Source organism: Desulfovibrio sp. 6_1_46AFAA (genome assembly GCF_000224635.1).
GTDB lineage: Bacteria > Desulfobacterota > Desulfovibrionia > Desulfovibrionales > Desulfovibrionaceae > Desulfovibrio > Desulfovibrio fairfieldensis.
Genome location: NZ_JH114301.1, coordinates 156,323 through 173,724 on the forward strand (window position 1 = coordinate 156,323; position 17,402 = coordinate 173,724).

The following is a 17,402-nucleotide window of genomic DNA, read 5'->3' on the forward strand; positions in this document are numbered from 1 at the left end:
GCGCTGGCATGCCCGGCTTGCCCCGGCGCACTGCGATGTGCGCCCCTTTCTGTTGGAAAACAAAATCCCCACCTTTTCCTGCGCCATGGCCAGAACCGGCCTGTTGCGCCGTATCTCCCTGCAAACGCCCGTGCCGCGCTGGCTGGACTGGTGGGTCTGGGCCCAGCTCGCCGCGCTCGCGCCCTTTGCCTTTGTGCCGGAAAAGCTCACCCGCTGGCGGCTGCACCCCAAAAGCTGGCACCACAAGGTGGAAATCTTCAGCTACCTTAAGGAGTTCCGGCGCATGGGGCGCGGCTTCCGCCGCCTGTTCGCCAGCGATCTGACCCGCCGCGGGCAATGGGGCGCGCTGGCCTTTCTGCTGCTGCCCGCCACAATACGCCTGGCCGCGCGCCTGGCATTGACGGCACGTGAGGACGGGCTTGTGCGCGCCTTGCGGCGTATTTCCGGGCGGCTGGATGTCTCCCGCTCCTTCCGCAGATTCTAGACGGAGGATCTTTGAAATTGTGTCCACTTTCAAAGTGGACGCCGCGCGGGCGTCGGCTCCCGCTGTCAGAGCAAACGCCCCGCGGCTGAACTTCTCTTGACGATATGGCTGCGGATGCTTATCGAAGTCTTGAATCTTGGCGTAAGTTACGGTATCAAGAGCGATTGCCGCCGGTTGCGGGTTGCGGTTTCGGGACGCGCGAGGCGCTTCTGTTTCCGGGCTTGCGGCTGGTGATGAAGAATTACAGTATGTTATTTAATAATGGCGGTTTGGATCCGGCGCCGAAAGCCTGTGGGTTCAAGCCTCGATTTCTGCGCCAACATCCCCATTACCAGAAAGGAGCCCCACGTGGAATACAGCGCTGAAGATCTTTCGCCGGTTAAGAAAAAGATCGTGATCACCACGGAACCGCAGGAAGTGGAAGCGGCCATCATGGGCGCCGTGGCCTTGTATAAAACTTCCGTGCAGCTGGACGGTTTCCGCAAGGGCAAGGTGCCCGCTTCGGTCATTGAACAGCGCTTCCGCGACAAGATTTACGAAGAAGCCCGCCAGGATCTGATCAACGTGCATATCAACGAGGTCATGCAGAATCTGGACGTGCAGCCCCTGTCCGGCATCAATGTGGACGGCGCGGAGGCTCTGGAGCGGGGCAAGGGCTATACTTACAGCATTGAATTTGAAGTGCTGCCCACGTTTGATCTGCCCCCCTACGAAGGCATGGAAGTGGAGCAGGAAAAGGTGGAGGTCAAGGAGCAGGAAGTGGCGGATGTCATTGAGCGCATCCGGCGCGACCGCGCCCAGCTTGTGCCGGTGGACGGCGCGGGTCCGGCCGTGGACGGCCAGGTCGCCAGCATTGACTTCGCCGCTTACGAGAACGGCCAGCCCCTGGAGGGCGTCAAGGCCGAGAATTTTGATCTGGCACTGGGCGAGCATCAGGCCCTTGAGGATTTCGAGGCTCTGGTCAAAACCATTCCCTACGGCCAGGAAGGCGAGGGCGAAATCCGTTTTCCCGACGACTTCATCGCCAAGGACCTGGCCGGCAAGACCGTGACCATGAAGGTCAAGGTGCACGCGGTCAAGGAACGCAAGCTGCCCGAGCTCAATGACGACCTGGCCAAAAGCCTGGGCCTGGACAATGTGGACAAGCTCAAGGAAACCATCACCCGCAGTTATACCCAGAGCCGCGAAAATCTGAACAAGAGCGCGGCCCAGAAAACCATGCTGGACCGGCTGCTGAAGATGGTGGATTTTCCCCTGCCCGAAAGCCTGCTGGACATCCAGATGCGCACCCTGCTGACGGACCTCAAGGCCCGCCTGGAACGTCAGGGCAAGGGCCTGGAATCTCTGGGCAAGAGCCCCGAGGAGCTGCGCAAGGAAATGTTGCCGCAGGCCGAGGAGCTGGCGCGCATCCAGGTGCTGTTGCTCTCCATCGCCAAGAAAGAGGGCCTGGAGGTTTCCGACCAGGAAGTCAATACGCATATTTATCAGGAAAGCCTGCGCAGCGGCGAGGACTTCAAGGCTCTGCGCGAGAGCTATGAGCGTTCCGGCCTGATCTTTGTGCTGCGTGACCGCCTGTTGGCCGACAAGGCCATGGACCGGATCTACGCCAAGGCCAAGGTGACGGAAGTGGAACCCAGGGAGCCCCGGACCGGAGACGGCGATGCCGAGACTCCGGCGGAGGCCCCCGCCGAATCCAAGGAAGAAACGAAGTAAGGAAAAGGCGGCCTGAGGGCCGCCTTCCGCGTGATGACAAACACCGCGCGGCGGGCGTGCGCCGCCGCGCGGAGAGGCACGAAAATCGGTCGCTGCGACGCGGCGAAGCCGCGACCCGCTCCTGATTTTCGGGGCTGTTGGCCATGTCAACAGCCTTTTACAGTTTTCACGGCCCGCGTTTGCGGCGGGCCGGAAACCGTGAGGCGGATATATGTCTTTAGTTCCCATGGTCATTGAAACCACAGGCCGTTCCGAGCGGGCCTATGATATTTATTCCCGGTTGCTCAAGGACCGTATTGTGCTTCTGGGCTCGGAGGTCAACGACGCCGTGGCTTCGCTGATCTGCGCCCAGCTTCTTTTCCTGGAGTCCCAGGACCCGGAAAAAGAAATCAACCTGTACATCAATTCCCCGGGCGGGTCGGTGACGGCCGGTCTGGCCATCTACGACACCATGCGCTACATCACCTCGCCGGTCACCACGGTCTGCATGGGCCGGGCGGCGAGCATGGGGGCTTTTCTGCTGGCCGCCGGTGAGCCGGGCATGCGTTTTGCCCTCCCCAACAGTCAGATCATGATCCACCAGCCTTCGGGCGGTTTTCAGGGCCAGGCCACGGATATCGAAATCCACGCCCGCGAGGTTCTCCGCCTCAAGGAGCGGCTCAACCGCATGCTGGCGGAGAACACCAAGCGGCCCTATGAGGACGTGGTCAAGGCCACGGAGCGCGACAACTTTTTGACCCCTGAAGAAGCCAAGGAACTCGGCATCATCGACCGCGTGCTGGCCTCACGCCGAGAGATGGCGCAGGAAAAGAGCGAATAAGCCATGGGCAATACCACAAAAAACACGGTCAACGAGCCGTTGCGCTGCTCTTTCTGCGGTCGCAGCGAGCTGGAGGTGCGCAACCTCATCGTGCAGGACGGCGCAAGCATCTGCGACAACTGCGTCAAGGCTTGCAACGAGATTATCGCCCGCGACCAGATGGAAAGCCCGGACAGCGGCGAACGCCTGCTTTCGCCCCAGGAAATCAAGGACAGGCTGGACGAATACGTCATCGGGCAGCACGAGGCCAAGAAAATTCTTTCCGTGGCCGTGCACAACCACTACAAGCGCGTGTTCTATGCCGACGCCCTGGGCCACGACGTGGAACTGGAAAAAAGCAACATCCTGCTGGTGGGACCCTCGGGCAGCGGCAAAACCCTGCTGGCCAAGACCCTTGCCAAGGTGCTGCGCGTGCCTTTCGCCATTGCCGACGCCACCACCCTGACCGAGGCCGGCTATGTGGGCGAGGATGTGGAAAACATCCTGGTCCAGCTGCTCCAGAATGCGGATTACGACCTGGAGGCCGCCGGTAAGGGCATCATTTACATTGACGAAATCGACAAGATTTCACGCAAGGGCGACGGCCCCTCCATTACCCGCGACGTGTCCGGCGAAGGCGTGCAGCAGGCCCTGCTGAAGATCATTGAAGGCACCGAGGCCAACATCCCGCCCAAGGGCGGGCGCAAGCACCCGCAGCAGGAATTCATCCGCATGAACACGGGCAATATCCTGTTCATCGTGGGCGGCGCTTTTGTGGGCCTGGACAAGATTGTGGAATCGCGCATGAGCGGCGGTTCCATGGGCTTCGGCGCCAAGGTGCGCAGCAGCAAGGAGACGCCCCTGGCCGAACTGCTGGAAAAAATTCATCCGCAAGATCTGGTCCAGTTCGGCCTGATTCCTGAATTCGTGGGCCGCATTCCCATCATCACCCATGTGGATGAACTGGACGAGCCGGATCTGGTGCGCATTCTCACCGAGCCCAAGAACGCCTTGGTACGCCAGTACCAGAAGCTCTTCGAGCTGGATCATGTGACCCTGCGCTTCACGCCCAATGCCCTCAAGGCCATTGCGGCCAGGGCCATTGAGCGCAAAACCGGCGCGCGCGGCCTGCGCAACGTCATGGAAAAGATCATGCTGGACATCATGTTCAAGCTGCCGTCCATGCCCAACGTCAAGGAGTGCCTGATCAACCGGGCTGTGATCGAAAAGGGCAAGGAGCCGGTCCTGCTCTATGGGGATGGCGGCGAGGCCGTGAGTGAAGAAGAGCGTTTGTCCGCGGACAAGGCATCTTAGGACATTTTAACACTTGAAATGCTCGTTTACGGCGGGCAAAGCCTACCTACGCGCATTTCGCGGCAAGGATTTGCAGACAAATCCTTGCAGAGCAGTTCAACGTTGAAATGCTGTGCATTTCAAACGGATATGTCGAAACTGGCTTTTGTGGGCCGCGGCCAAGAGGCCCGGCCCGCTGACGCCTTTCGGGGAGAGAAATTATGTCTGACGCAGTGCGTGGGGAAGCCTTCCAGGAACTGCCGGTCATGCCCTTGCGGGAAGTGGTCATGTTCCCCCGCTCGATCATGCCGCTTTTCGTGGGGCGCGAAGCCTCCATCAAAGCCATAGAGGCGGCCCAGGCCTCGTACAGCAAACAGATTTTCCTGGTGGCCCAGCGCGAGCCGGAACTGGAAAAGCCCGAGGCTGACGATTTGTGCGCCGTGGGCGTGGTCAGCAAGGTTTTGCAGATGCTGCGCCTGCCGGACGGCACCATCAAGGTGCTCTTTGAGGGGCTGTACCGCGCGGCCTGGCAGGATCTGCGCGAGGCCGACCAGTGCTTGCTGGCCGGGGTGCGCCGTCTGGAGGAAAGCCAGAGCCGCCCGGAAGAAAAAGAGGCTCTGGTCCGCGCGGCCCACGAGTCCCTGGAAGAGTACGGCAAAAACAACAAGAAAATTTCACAGGAAGCCGTGCTTTCCATCCTGGCCCTGCATGAGCCCGGCCCGCTGGCCGACGCGATTTTGCCCCATCTCAAGGTGGAGTACCGCAAAAAGCAGGAAGCGCTGGAACTTTCCGACGTGACCGAGCGCCTGGAGCGCACCTATGAGCTGTTGCAGGGCGAAGTGGCCCTGTCCTCGGTGGAAAAGCGGATCAAGAACCGGGTCAAGGTCCAGATGGAGCGCAACCAGCGCGAGTACTACCTCAACGAGCAGATCAAGGCCATTAACAAGGAAATGGGGCGCGACGACGATCCCCAGGCCGAGGTGGACGAGCTGGAGCAGAAGCTCAAGGGCCGCGACATGCCCGAAGAGGCCCGGCAGAAGGCGCTCGCCGAAGTGAAGAAGCTGCGCGCCATGCCGCCCTCGGCCGCCGAATACACGGTGGTGCGCAATTATGTGGACTGGATTCTGGACCTGCCCTGGAATGATCTGAAAAGCATCGACATCGACATTGAAAAGGCCCGCGCCATTCTGGACGGCGACCACTACGGCCTGGAAAAGCCCAAGGAGCGCATCCTGGAATACTTGGCCGTGCAGAAGCTTTCGCACGGTCTGAAAGGCCCCATTCTCTGTTTTGTGGGTCCTCCCGGCGTGGGCAAGACCTCGCTGGCCAAATCCGTGGCCCGGGCCACGGGCCGCGATTTCATCCGCCTTTCCCTGGGCGGGGTGCGCGACGAGGCGGAAATCCGGGGCCACCGTCGCACCTATGTGGGCGCGCTGCCGGGCAAGATCATTCAGTCCCTGAAGCGGGTCAAATACAACAATCCCCTGTTCTGCCTGGATGAAGTGGACAAGATGACTTCGGATTACCGGGGCGATCCGGCCTCGGCCCTGTTGGAGGTGCTGGACCCGGAGCAGAACAATACCTTCATGGACCACTATCTGGATCTGGAATACGACCTGTCCAAGGTTTTTTTCATCACCACGGCCAATTCCCTGCACACCATTCCGGTCCCCCTGCTGGACCGCATGGAAATCATCGAGCTGTCCAGCTATCTGGAGACGGAAAAACGGCACATCGCCCGGAGCTTTCTGCTGCCCCGCCAGGTTGAGGAGCACGGCCTCAAGGAAGGCAACATCCGCATATCGGAAAATGCCTTGCTGGAGATTATCCGTGGCTACACGCGCGAGGCCGGGGTGCGCAACCTGGAGCGTGAAATTGCGGCCCTCTGCCGCAAAACAGCCATCCGTCTGGTGGAGGACGACGATCTGGACAAGTGCGTGTCCATATCCCGCCAGAGCCTGCAGGGTTTTCTGGGCGTCAAGAAATACCGCCATGAGGAACGCGAGGACGAGCCCCAGGTGGGCGTCTGCGCCGGGCTGGCCTATAATCAGCGCGGCGGCGAAATCCTGCTGGTGGAAACCAGCCTGATGAGCGGCGCGGGTCATGTGGTGACCACCGGCCAGTTGGGCGAGGTCATGACCGAGTCGGCCAAGGCGGCCCTGTCCTATGTGCGTTCGCGCGCGGAAGTGCTGGGCCTGGACCCGCGCTTTCACCGCAAGGTGGATATCCACGTGCATGTGCCCGCCGGAGCCACGCCCAAGGACGGTCCCTCGGCGGGCATTACCCTGGCGACCTCCATCTCCTCGGCCCTGTTGGGCATTCCGGTGCGCAACGACGTGGCCATGACCGGTGAAATCTCCCTGCGCGGGCGGGTGCTGCCCATCGGCGGCCTGCGCGAAAAACTGCTGGCCGCGCGGCGCAGCGGCATCAAAAAGGTCATTATGCCGCGCGACAACGAAAAGGACCTCAAGGAAGTGCCGGACGAGGTGCTCCGGGATCTGGAACTGGTCTTTGTGGAGCATGTGGACGAAGTGCTGCCACAGGCCCTGGCCGCCGCGCCGGAGGAAATCTTCTCGGGCCGGGCCACGGCCAGGCCCATCTACAATTCCCTGCGCGCGCACGGCGAGGACAAGAGCGGCACCGGCGAAAGCCGACCGGCGCAGTAAGCGCATTTCTAGCGCTGTTTGCTCTCGCCTCGGCAACGCGAAGCGAAAACAGGACGCGCCCCCGATCACGAGATCGGGGGCGCGTTTGCCGTTTGGGGGTTAGAGCAATTTCACTTTGAAATTGCTCTGCTGACGCGAAGGCGGCAGCCGCCACGAAGTGGCGTGGATTCTGGCGAAAACCACGTTTTTCGCCAGAATGCCAACTTTGAAATTTGTAAAATTTCAAAGTTAATCTGTTCTAGAGCATTTCAACGTTAAGCCGTTCACGGCGAAGCCGTGTTACGGGGCTCACAAGGTTCGCCTACGGCTAAAGCTCCTTCGTCGCAACGGCTAAAGCAAGGCGGAGCCCAGGGCGGAGGGAGCATATTCAAACCCGACCTTCGCACGGGGCGAGCCTGACGCCGACTGGGGGCGAAAGGACAATTTAGAAACAGATGCTAGGGCGGCGGGTTGATGAGGGCTGTTTACCCCAGATGCAGGAGCAGCATGCCCGCGATAAGCAGGCCCATACCGGCGAAGGCGCAGGGCTTGAGGCGCTGTTTGAAGAAGAGCCAGCCGCCCAGCGAGGTGCCCAGAATGCCGAAGCTGCCCCACATGGCGTAGGCCACGGCCAGATCCATGTTTTTGACCGCCAGGGAGAGGCAGTAGAAAGCCAGGCCCACCAGAGCCAGGGCCGTGAAGCCTATCCAGCGGCGGTGGAACCCCTGGGAGCGCGCCAACAGCAGGTTGGCCAGAATGTCCAGAACAGCGGCCAGGATGACCAGCAGCACGGAAAAATTGAAAAAGGCGGCAGGGGCGTGCATCACGGCCTCCCTGCGCTCTGCGCGGCGTCCGTGCTTTCAGCGTCGGGGGAAGAACTGCGCCCGGCGTCATGCGGGCGCGGCTTCCGGCTTTCGCCGTGGCCCGTGCCGTGGTGCACCAGCAGGGCCCCGGCCAGCACGCAGATCAGGCCCAGAACGCGTTTGAAGGTCAGCGCCTCGTTCAGGATCAGCACGCTGGAAAGAGTGATCAGGGTCAGGCCCAGGCCTTCCCAGAAGGCGAAGGCCACGCCCACGGGCAGGCCGGTGGTGGAAAGCGCCAGCAGGTAATAGGAAAGGCCGATGGCCAGCCACATGAGAAGCAGGCCCAGCAGAGCGGCATGGGCGAAGGTCCAGCCCTGGGCCAGCTTCATGACGGTGGTGCCGCCCACTTCCAGAGCAATGGCTCCCAGCAGGCAATACCAGTGAAACGGTTTGGTGGTCAGCATATAAAATTCCCCGCAAAAAAATAGATGTGACAGGGGCCGCGTGGCCGCGGCCTTTTCAGCCGGAGAATGGAAGATGCGGGTTTAGAGCAGGGAGCGCCAGCAGCGCTCTTCAGGAAAGCCGCAGAACAGGCGGCGGATGGGAAGGTTGATGGCATACATATTCAGATCATAAGCGTGGGCCGGGACTTTGGCAAGACGGCGGCCCTTGGCCGGCAGGGCAGACGCATCTAAAAAAACGCGGCCAGTGTATTTCTAATTTAATTATTTAAAACAGTTAATACACGCTACGGAGTTGGGTAAAGCCACCTTTGCTCCGCCGGAGCGAAGCGTAGGCGGATGGCTGGTGCCGGGAGAATCCTAAAAACTAAGATTTTTCGGCGCTGGCAAGGAAAATGGTGCTTTTTGCGCGGAATGTACTCAAGTACATGAGCAGCAAAAAGCGCCAGATGACGCCGCCAGCGCCAAAAAGGCTGGTTTTGACGGATAATCTCGTCAAACAAGAGGTCAGCAAAAGCTGAAATTAGATGCGTCTGCCCTGCCTTGGCCGGTCAGGCCGTCTGCATGATCCTCCGGCCAGTGGATTTTACCGACGCTCAGGCCGCTACGGCGGGCATGCGTCCCAGCAGGCGGACCAGCAAGGCGCGCCTGCTTTTATCCGAAGGAGGTGTATTGGGGTGCAGATAGTGCATTTCCATGCAGAAAAACAAAAAGAGGCAGCTCAAGCCCGCGAAGGGGGCGAGCAAAGGCACCAGAAGGGCAAGAGCCAGAGTGATCAGGGCGGTGACGGCAAAGGTTTTCAGAGCCGGACGGTAAACGCCGTCGGCAGCCAGGCGTTGCGCGGCTTTCTGATTGGCCCGGAACAGGAACACAAGCGGCAGCACGCAGGCCAGAGTGAGCGGCGCAGCGCCCGGCGGGTCCGTCAACAGACAGAGCAGAACCAGAAGGCCCCAGAGGCCGTCGAGGAGCAGGCCTCCCCAGCGCAGGGTGAGGGTCATGTTCGGACGCGTCGGCACCAGTGCCAGCATAAGGCAGTTGCAGGCGAAATAGCTGATCAGAAACGGCGGGAAATCCCAGCGCAGGCCGAGCCAGATCAGCCCGAGATTAAGGGCGACGCCGAGCCAGCGCGTCCAGCGCAGCATACGGTAGCCCGAGAGCAGCAGAAAAATGAACATGGCCGCCGCCAGCGCGACAAAAGGGCCGCTGAACAGCACGCCTCCATCGGCCAGCAGGCATAAAAGAATCAGGGCCTGAGACGTCGCGCCGCCGATGTGCAGGGCGAATTCGTTGAGCAGGGAGGCGACGGCCGCTCCCAGCGTCATCAGAATAAATGCCTGCAGAAGCAGAAAGAAGATGCGCATAACTGGCTCAGAGCAGATTACCTTTGAAAGACTTTGCGTTTCAAAGGGTTCGTTCCGTCAAAGGGCGCGATTATCGCTGCTGTCGATCCCCGTATGGCTCCGTTGTCGCCAACAGGGACAGCCCTTCGGGCTGCCTTCGGTCGCTTTTCCGGAATCCACGCCGCGTCGCTCTCAATGCCTGTACGCCCTTTGGGCTACCGGCACGGCCCTACGGGCCGCCCGCTCGGGTCGGTCTTCGCGGCGTGCCTCACCGTGTTCGGCATTAAAGCATTTCAACGTTGAAATGCTCTAGGTTGCCGTCGCCTCCTGGGCGTCGATCCAGGCGTTGGCTTCTTCCAGGTGCAACGTGCCCGCGTACAGGGCGCGGCCGCTGACGGCACCGGCCAAACGGCTGTCGCGGCTCAGGGGATAGAGTTTCCGCACGTCTTCCAGCGTGGCGACGCCGCCCGCGGCGATGACCGGCACGCGGGCGGTATGGGCCAAATGGCTCAGGGCGGCCAGATTGACGCCGCTCTGCATGCCGTCGCGCTCAATGTCCGTATAGATGATGAAGGCCGCGCCGTCGTCCTGAAGCCGGGGCAGCACGTCGTCCACAGTCAGGCCGGTGTCCGCCACCCAGCCCCGGCTTTTAAGGCGTCCGGCCTCGGCGTCCAGCGAGACGCCGATTCGGCCGGGAAAGGCGCGGCAGAGGCGGGCGAACAGTTCGGGCTGCTCCAAGGCCAAGGTGCCGATGATCAGGCGGGTCACCCCGGCCTCCAGATAGGCGCTGGCCGTGGCCTCGTCGCGGATGCCGCCGCCCAGTTGCACGGGAATGCTGAGCTCCCGGCAGATGCGCTGCACAATGGCCCGGCTCTGCGCCGCGCCGTCAAACGCGCCGTCCAGGTCCACCACATGCAGCCAGCGCGCGCCGCGCGCCTGCCAGGTGCGGGCCGCCTCCACCGGATCCTCGGCGAAAACCGTGGAGTCCTGGGCGCGGCCCTGCTTGAGGCGCACGGCCTTGCCGTTCTGAATATCCACCGCCGGGAAAATGATCATAAGCCCAGATCCTTGACCGCTTTGCGCATGCCGTCCACGGTGAGGTCTTCGGCCGTGACCCAGGTGCCGCGGCGCTTGAAGAAAGAACCCACAGTGAGCAGGTTTTCCGTCAGGCCCACTTGCTTTTCCTCAAAGATGGAGCGGTTCATCAGCGAGCCGTCGTCCACCTTGAGTAAAAAGAACTCCACGCGCACGTGGGCCGACTCGGTAACGCCCGCCTTGGAGCCTTCGCGCTGGTGCCAGTCCAGCACCTGGGGGATCAGCAGCAACTGCGCGCCCTGCTTTTTGCCGTAGGCCACCCAGAGGGGCAGGGCCTGGGGCTGCTCGGAACTGTGAAAGGTGGTCAGATCCGGCGGCAGATTCTGGCGGGCAATGAAGGTATACTGGCGTTTGGTGCCGCTGATCAGCACTTCGCGCAGTTTCATGTCCAGAGCCGACAGCATATCGGCGGGAATGCGGCCCTGGTCTTCAGGGATGCGGCCCACAATGAGCTGGCTGGCGTTGGTGGGCTGGGTAAAGGGCGCCACGGAGATTTTGTAGGTGGAGGAAATGGAGCGCGGCACCTCGGCCGTGCTGCGCGGCCGCCTGGCGCAGGAAACGGCCAGGACCAGGCAAAGCAGAATCAACAACGATATATGCAGGCGAGTACGCATTAATCAAGGCCTCCCTTGGTGCTTCTGATGGTTGTGCCCTGGCGCTGCACGGCCTGGCGCAGGGCCAGGCCCAAGCCTTTGGCGGCCGATTCCAGCAGATGGTGGCCGTTTTTGCCGTATAAAAAGGCAATGTGCAGATTGCAGCGGGCGCTGCTTGCCAGAGCTTTGTAAAATTCACGCCAGAGGTCTTTTTCCTCTCCGGCCATGACCGGCGGCAGCAGCTCGTCGCCGCGCCATTCCAGCCAGGGGCGGCCGGAAAGATCCACTGTAACTTCGCTGAGCGCCTCGTCCATGGGCACGCGGCCGTAGCCCACGCGGGCGATGCCCGCCCTGTCGCCCAGGGCTTCCAGCAGGGCGCGGCCCAAGGTCAGGCCCACGTCTTCCACGCTGTGGTGGGCGTCCACGTCCAGGTCTCCCTGGCAGGAGAGCTGCAAGTCCATGCCCGCCCAGAACATGCTCAGGGTCAGCATGTGGTCCAGCAGGCCGAAACCGGTTTGGATCCGGGTCTTGCCCTCGCCGTCCAGATTCAGGCTCAGGCTGATGCGGGTTTCCGCGCTGTGCCGCTCTTGCGCGGCTTCACGCGGGGCGTGCGCGCTCATGCTTCCTCCGCGTTTTTTTCATCGCTTTCAGCCTGGTTTTCGGCGTTTTCCTCGGACTCGGGTTTTGTCTTTTTGCGTCCGAACGTGGCTGCCACCAGAATACTCAGTTCATAGAGCACCAGCATGGGGCAGGCCATCAGGAGTTGCGAAACCACGTCCGGCGGGGTCAGGATGGCGGCCACCACGAAGATGGCCAGGATGGCGTAACGCCGGGCCTTGCGCATCATGGTCGCGGTGATCAGGCCCATGCGCGCGAGGAAAAAGGCGAACAGCGGCATTTCAAAGATCAGGCCGAAGGCCAGAATCAGTTTGAGCACAAAGCCCAGGTAATCGCTGACCTTGGGCATGGCCACGATGCTTTCCGTGGCGAAGCTCACAAAAAAGCTGAAGGCATAGGGAAAGACCACGAAATAACAGAACGCGCCGCCGGCCATGAAAAACAGGGCCGAAAGCACGGCCACCGGGATGATGTAGCGTTTTTCCTCTTCATACAGGCCGGGCGCGATAAAAGACCAGACCTGATAGAAAATGACCGGGCTTGCCACAAAGACACCGGCCACGAAGGCGATGTACATGCGGGTGAAAAAGCCTTCGGGCAGGGTGGTGTAGATGGCGTGTGAACCCTTGGGCAGAACGGCCAGCAGCGGGTCCACCAAGGCGTTGAAAATGGGGTCCACCACGGCCCAGCAGGCCAGAAAGCCCAGGCCCACGGCAATGCAGCAACGCACCAGGCGCACGCGCAATTCGCCCAGATGATCCATGAGGCTCATGGGTTTGCCCGCGGCTTCCTCGCCCTCTCCGCCTTCCGCCGGGACCGGGCTGCCGTCCGGCCTGGGCGCGGGCGGTTCAGCGGGGGATCCGGCGGGCGTGTCCGTGGGAGGGGAGGGCGGCAGCGGCGGCGCGCCGTTCATGCCGTCGGCAGCGGCGGCATTGGGCTCCGCCGTATGGGCCAGCTCGGCGGCCAGTTGGGCGGCCACGTCTGGAGACGGCGCGTCAGCGCCGCCCGTATGATTGGTTTCGGTGGCGGGCGCGTCGGGTTGCCATTCGGGCCCGGAAAACGTGGAACTTTCAAAATCCGCGAAATCCGCGGCGCCCGTTTCGTTCTCCGGGCCGGATTTTTCCGCGTGTTCAGCCGGGCTTACGGCCGCCGTGCCGCTTTCAGACCCCGAGGGCCTGTCAGTCGTGGCGGCAGCGTCCGCAGGAACAGCGGGGGCGTCGCTTTCCACTACGGCTTCCGGGGCGCGCAGCTTGTCTTCCGGGCCGCTCATGCCTTGCCGCCGTTGTCAGGGGCCGGAACGGCATTGTCGGCTTTGGGCGCGGCGGCTCCGCTCTCGGCTTCGGCTTTGGTCCTGGCCAGGGCTTCGGCCAGAGGGCTGCCCGCCGGTGGCTCCGGCGGCGCGGGCGTCACGTCGATGGTGGGGCCGGTTTCAGAAGCTTCCGGAGCCGGGGTTGCCGTGGCCGCGGAGGGAGCCTTTGTTTCAGCCTGAGCCGTCGCGGCTTCCGTGCCGGAGGTTTCCGGGGCAGTCGCTTCTTCCGTCGGCGTTCCTTCGCCGGACGCAGTGCGCTCCTGCCTGGCGGCCTTGGCCGCTTCAGCCTCGGTCGCTGTTTTGGCGGCTTTTTCCGCCGCCTTTTTGCGGCGCTCTTCGTCCTCTTCCTGCGCTACCTCGGCATTGAGCGTGCGCTGAAAGTCCGTGGAAACGCGCCGGAATTCTCCCATGGCCTTGCCCAGGGTGCGCGAGATGCTGGCGAGGCTTTTGGGCCCCAGCACAATCAGCGCCACCACCAGGATGACCAGAAGTTCCGTGCTGCCTATGCCGAACATAGAGCCTCCTTATTCCCACTCAATGGTGCTGGGCGGCTTGGAGGAAACATCGTAAACCACGCGGTTGACGCCCTTAACCTCATTGATGATCCGGCCGGACATGCGCGCGATGAGATCCGCGGGCAGGCGGGCCCAGTCAGCGGTCATGGCGTCCACGCTGTCCACCACGCGCAGGGCGATGACGTGCTCGTAGGTGCGGCCGTCGCCCATGACGCCCACGGTCTTGAGCGGCAGCAGCACCGCGAAGCCCTGCCAGACCTTGCGGTACCAGCCGGATTCGCGCAGTTCCTCCTGCACGATCCTGTCGGCCAGGCGCAGGATGCCCAGGCGTTCCTCGGTGATTTCGCCCAGCACCCGGATTGCCAGCCCCGGACCGGGGAAGGGGTGCCGCCAGACAATGGAGTCGGGCATGCCCAGCTCCGCCGCCACTTTGCGCACTTCATCCTTGAAGAGTTCGCGCAGCGGTTCGATGAGCTTGAGCTTCATGGTATCGGGCAGGCCGCCCACATTGTGGTGGCTTTTGATCACCGCGCTGGGGCCCTTGTGCGAGACGGATTCAATGACGTCGGGGTACAGCGTGCCCTGGGCCAGAAAGTCCACCTGGGGCAGTTTTTTGGCTTCCTCGTCGAAGATTTCAATAAAGGTGTGGCCGATGATCTTGCGTTTTTTCTCCGGGTCTTCCACGCCCTTGAGGCGGGAGAGGAAGAGCTCCTGGGCCTGCACGAAATCGAGATTGAGATCAAAGTGCTCGCGCAGGTAATTGACCACTTCCTCGCCTTCGTTCAGGCGCAACAGGCCGTTGTCCACAAAAATGCAATGCAGGCGCTTGCCGATGGCCCGGTGCAGCAGAACCGCCACCACCGTGGAGTCGATGCCGCCGGACAGGGCGCAGACCACATGCCTGTCGCCCACCTGCTCGGCCATTTCCTTGACCACGCGCTCCACAAAGGAGGACATGGTCCAGTCCGGCGTGATATGCGCCACCTTGAACAGGAAATTTTGCAGAACGCGCTCGCCGTCCACGCTGTGGTGCACTTCGGGATGGAACTGCACGGCGTAGATTCCGCGTTTTTCGTCGGCCATGGCCGCCACGTCCAGGGTGGGCGTGCGTCCCGTCACCGCGAAGCCCGGCGGCGGGGCCAGCACCTTGTCGCCGTGGCTCATCCAGACCCTGGAAGGGTTCCGGGCGTCCAGGCCGTCCCAGAGCGCGCAGGGCGCGCTGAAGGTCAGTTCCGCCGGGCCGTATTCCCGCGTCAGGGACTGGGCCAGTTGCCCGCCCATGTTCTGAGCCAGAAGCTGCATGCCGTAGCAGATGCCCAGCACCGGTACGCCCAGTTCCAGAAAGCCGGGATCCAGGGCCGGGGCGTCGGCTTCGCCCACGCTGGCCGGTCCGCCGGAAAGAATCAGGGCCGAGGGATGCATTTCCGCCACCTGCGCGGCGGTGGTCACACAGGAATGGATTTCGGAATAGACCCCGGCCTCGCGCACGCGGCGGGCAATGAGCTGGGTGACCTGGGAGCCGTAGTCGATGATAATGACTTTGCTGTGCGGCATGTTCCATCCTCGCCCTTGCGGGCTAGTTCTCGATGCGGTAGTTGGGCGCTTCCTTGGTGATGACCACGTCGTGCACATGGCTTTCGCGCAGACCGGCGGCGGAAATCTCGCAGAAGGTGGTATTCTGGAAAAGGTCGTCCAGAGTCTTGGCTCCCACATAGCCCATGCCCGAACGCAGGCCGCCCATGAGCTGGTACACGGCATCCATGACCGGGCCCCGGTAGGGCACGCGGCCCACAATGCCTTCGGGCACCAGCTTTTTGGTCTTTTCCTGGAAGTAACGGTCCGAGCTGCCTTCCTTCATGGCGTCGATGGAGCCCATGCCGCGATAAATCTTGTAGGTGCGGCCCTGGTAGAGAATGGTTTCGCCCGGGCTTTCCTCGGTACCGGCGAAGAGGGAGCCGATCATCACCGAGTGCGCGCCCACCACTAGGGCCTTGACGATGTCGCCGGAGAACTTGATGCCGCCGTCGGCCACGCAGCAGCGGTCCATTTCGCGCGCGGCGCGGCTGCCGTCCGTGACCGCCGTGACCTGGGGCACGCCCACGCCCGCCACGATGCGGGTGGTGCAGATGGAGCCGGGCCCGATGCCCACTTTCACGCTGTCGGCCCCGGCTTCCAGAATGGCGCGCGCGCCTTCATAGGTGGCCACGTTGCCCGCGATGAGCTGGCAGTTGGGGAAGCTCGACTTGACCTGGCGGATGGCGTTGAGCACGTTGACCGAATGGCCGTGGGCCGAGTCCAGCACCAGCACGTCGGCCCCGGCTTCCAGCAGCTGTTCCGCCCTGGCTTCGGAATCCTTGCCGATGCCGATGGCCGCGCCCACGCGCAGGCGGCCGTTGGCGTCCTTGCAGGCGTTGGGATATTTCTGGACCTTGTCGATGTCCTTCATGGTGATGAGGCCGCGCAGGCGTTTGTTTTCATCCACCACCAGCAGTTTTTCGATGCGGTGCTCGTGCAGATGGCGCTTGGCCTCGGCCAGGGAGGTGCCCATGGGCACGGTGATCAGCTTGTCGCTGGTCATCACGTCGGCCACGCGCACGGCCTGGGCGTCTTCCACAAAGCGCACGTCGCGGTTGGTCAGGATGCCCACCAGGCGTTCGCCGTCCACCACCGGCAGGCCCGAAACTCGGAAGTCGGACATCAGATCCAGGGCTTCCTGCACGGAATTGCGCGGTGAAATGGTCACCGGGTCCAGGATCATGCCGCTTTCGCTCTTTTTCACCCGTTCCACTTCCAGGCGCTGGCGATCCACGGGCATATTCTTGTGGATGATGCCGATGCCGCCCATGCGGGCCATGGAAATTGCCATGGCCGATTCCGTCACGGTGTCCATGGCGGCGGAGAGCAGGGGGATGCGCAGGGGGATGGAGGGCGTGAGCCAGGTCGTGATGTCAACGGCGTCGGGGGTTACTTCGGAATAGCCGGGAATCAGCAGAATGTCGTCAAAGGTCAGCGCCTTGCCGCGATTGGTGAACATGACTTCCTCGTAATGGGCTAAAATAATTGCATAAACTTTAGCAAATTATCTTATCCGCTTGCGGGGCCTCTGTCAATGAGGGTCGCGCGTCCGGATCAGGGCAATCGAATGAATAGAGCGAAAGAGAAAAATACTCTTGCGCCAGCCTTGTTGTACCTTTGCGGTTATTTTGCAAAATCCGCCTTTTCCGCGCGGGCGGCGTTATCGGCGCGTTTTTGCTGCTCACATACGTGAGTATGTTCCGCGCAAAAACGCGCCGCTGCCTTGCCCGCACGAAAAAATCGCCAATTTTGCAAAATTCCCGCAAAACCAGCCCCCCGCTCACTTGCCGACTGCGTCGGCTGCGTTCGCGGGAATGAGGAAGGAAGACACGCTGCTGAAAGCAAAGGAATATCCGACGATTGAGGCATTCATTCGTCTGCCCCGCGTTTCAGCCCTGCCCGGACGGGATGGCCCGCGCCCGCGCGCCTAACCGGCGGGCTGAATTTTTCCTTGCCTTTTGTCGAGGTCTGGTATAAAAATTTTTACAAAAAAATGGATACATTCATGCGGATAACTATGCAGCAGCCTATTTCCTCCCGCAGCACCTGCCTGTACGCCGTGTCCGGCGTCTTGGGCCGTGCCGTGCTCGCGGCGGACGCCGCCCGCTCTTTCGCCTGTCCGGCTGCTCTCTCTCTCTCTCTCTCTCTCTCTCTCTCTC

The 17,402-nt window shown here is 62.0% G+C and carries 16 protein-coding genes; 6 read left to right on the forward strand and 10 right to left on the reverse strand.

Going from position 1 to position 17,402, the window contains the following annotated elements; all coding sequences use genetic code 11:
- The 5 genes from HMPREF1022_RS04165 to lon form a co-directional block, all read left to right on the forward strand.
- A partial coding sequence (locus tag HMPREF1022_RS04165) for a hypothetical protein (protein WP_009302006.1) occupies positions 1-484 on the forward strand: 484 nt, incomplete at its 5' end.
- A 348-nt stretch (positions 485-832) separates the two neighbouring features.
- Positions 833-2,197 (forward strand): trigger factor, encoded by a 1,365-nt coding sequence (tig, locus tag HMPREF1022_RS04170; RefSeq protein ID WP_008685797.1) that lies wholly within the window; start codon positions 833-835, stop codon positions 2,195-2,197.
- Between the two features lie 211 nt (positions 2,198-2,408).
- Entirely contained in the window at positions 2,409-3,017 is a 609-nt protein-coding gene (locus tag HMPREF1022_RS04175) for an ATP-dependent Clp protease proteolytic subunit (protein WP_008685796.1), read from the forward strand.
- Positions 3,018-3,020: 3 nt separating this feature from the next.
- Positions 3,021-4,310 carry an ATP-dependent Clp protease ATP-binding subunit ClpX gene (clpX, locus tag HMPREF1022_RS04180; RefSeq protein WP_008685795.1) on the forward strand — a complete coding sequence of 430 codons (1,290 nt, stop codon included), beginning with the start codon at positions 3,021-3,023 and terminating at the stop codon, positions 4,308-4,310.
- Between the two features lie 200 nt (positions 4,311-4,510).
- Positions 4,511-6,955, forward strand: a complete 2,445-nt coding sequence (lon, locus tag HMPREF1022_RS04185) for an endopeptidase La (RefSeq protein ID WP_008685794.1) — start codon at positions 4,511-4,513, stop codon at positions 6,953-6,955.
- Positions 6,956-7,419: 464 nt separating this feature from the next.
- Here lon and HMPREF1022_RS04190 read toward each other — a convergent pair whose 3' ends face one another.
- The 10 genes from HMPREF1022_RS04190 to guaB form a co-directional block, all read right to left on the reverse strand.
- Positions 7,420-7,758 (reverse strand): SMR family transporter, encoded by a 339-nt coding sequence (locus tag HMPREF1022_RS04190; protein WP_009302007.1) that lies wholly within the window; start codon positions 7,756-7,758, stop codon positions 7,420-7,422.
- Positions 7,758-8,201 (reverse strand): DMT family transporter, encoded by a 444-nt coding sequence (locus tag HMPREF1022_RS04195; RefSeq protein ID WP_008685792.1) that lies wholly within the window; start codon positions 8,199-8,201, stop codon positions 7,758-7,760. The genes HMPREF1022_RS04190 and HMPREF1022_RS04195 overlap by 1 nt, the downstream gene beginning before the upstream one ends.
- A 593-nt stretch (positions 8,202-8,794) precedes the next feature.
- Positions 8,795-9,559, reverse strand: a complete 765-nt coding sequence (locus tag HMPREF1022_RS04200; protein WP_009302008.1) for a hypothetical protein — start codon at positions 9,557-9,559, stop codon at positions 8,795-8,797.
- A 288-nt stretch (positions 9,560-9,847) separates the two neighbouring features.
- On the reverse strand, positions 9,848-10,594 hold the full coding sequence (hisA, locus tag HMPREF1022_RS04205) for a 1-(5-phosphoribosyl)-5-[(5-phosphoribosylamino)methylideneamino]imidazole-4-carboxamide isomerase (RefSeq protein ID WP_009302009.1): 747 nt from the start codon (positions 10,592-10,594) through the stop codon (positions 9,848-9,850).
- Complete coding sequence (locus HMPREF1022_RS04210; RefSeq protein ID WP_008685705.1) at positions 10,591-11,247, reverse strand: hypothetical protein; 657 nt, start codon at positions 11,245-11,247, stop codon at positions 10,591-10,593. Before HMPREF1022_RS04210 ends, hisA begins: the two co-directional genes overlap by 4 nt.
- Positions 11,247-11,846, reverse strand: coding sequence for an imidazoleglycerol-phosphate dehydratase HisB (gene hisB, locus HMPREF1022_RS04215; RefSeq protein WP_008685704.1), 600 nt, complete (start codon positions 11,844-11,846; stop codon positions 11,247-11,249). The genes HMPREF1022_RS04210 and hisB overlap by 1 nt, the downstream gene beginning before the upstream one ends.
- On the reverse strand, positions 11,843-12,616 hold the full coding sequence (gene tatC, locus HMPREF1022_RS19150) for a twin-arginine translocase subunit TatC (RefSeq protein ID WP_008685703.1): 774 nt from the start codon (positions 12,614-12,616) through the stop codon (positions 11,843-11,845). The genes hisB and tatC overlap by 4 nt, the downstream gene beginning before the upstream one ends.
- A 494-nt stretch (positions 12,617-13,110) precedes the next feature.
- Positions 13,111-13,668 (reverse strand): Sec-independent protein translocase protein TatB, encoded by a 558-nt coding sequence (tatB, locus tag HMPREF1022_RS04225; protein WP_009302011.1) that lies wholly within the window; start codon positions 13,666-13,668, stop codon positions 13,111-13,113.
- A 9-nt stretch (positions 13,669-13,677) separates the two neighbouring features.
- Positions 13,678-15,222, reverse strand: coding sequence for a glutamine-hydrolyzing GMP synthase (gene guaA, locus HMPREF1022_RS04230; RefSeq protein WP_008685700.1), 1,545 nt, complete (start codon positions 15,220-15,222; stop codon positions 13,678-13,680).
- A 22-nt stretch (positions 15,223-15,244) separates the two neighbouring features.
- Positions 15,245-16,702 (reverse strand): IMP dehydrogenase, encoded by a 1,458-nt coding sequence (gene guaB / locus HMPREF1022_RS04235; RefSeq protein WP_008685699.1) that lies wholly within the window; start codon positions 16,700-16,702, stop codon positions 15,245-15,247.
- Positions 16,703-16,838: 136 nt separating this feature from the next.
- Here guaB and HMPREF1022_RS17945 point away from each other — a divergent pair, with 136 nt between their 5' ends.
- Positions 16,839-17,174, forward strand: a complete 336-nt coding sequence (locus HMPREF1022_RS17945; protein ID WP_147568339.1) for a hypothetical protein — start codon at positions 16,839-16,841, stop codon at positions 17,172-17,174.
- Positions 17,175-17,402 lie beyond the last annotated feature (228 nt).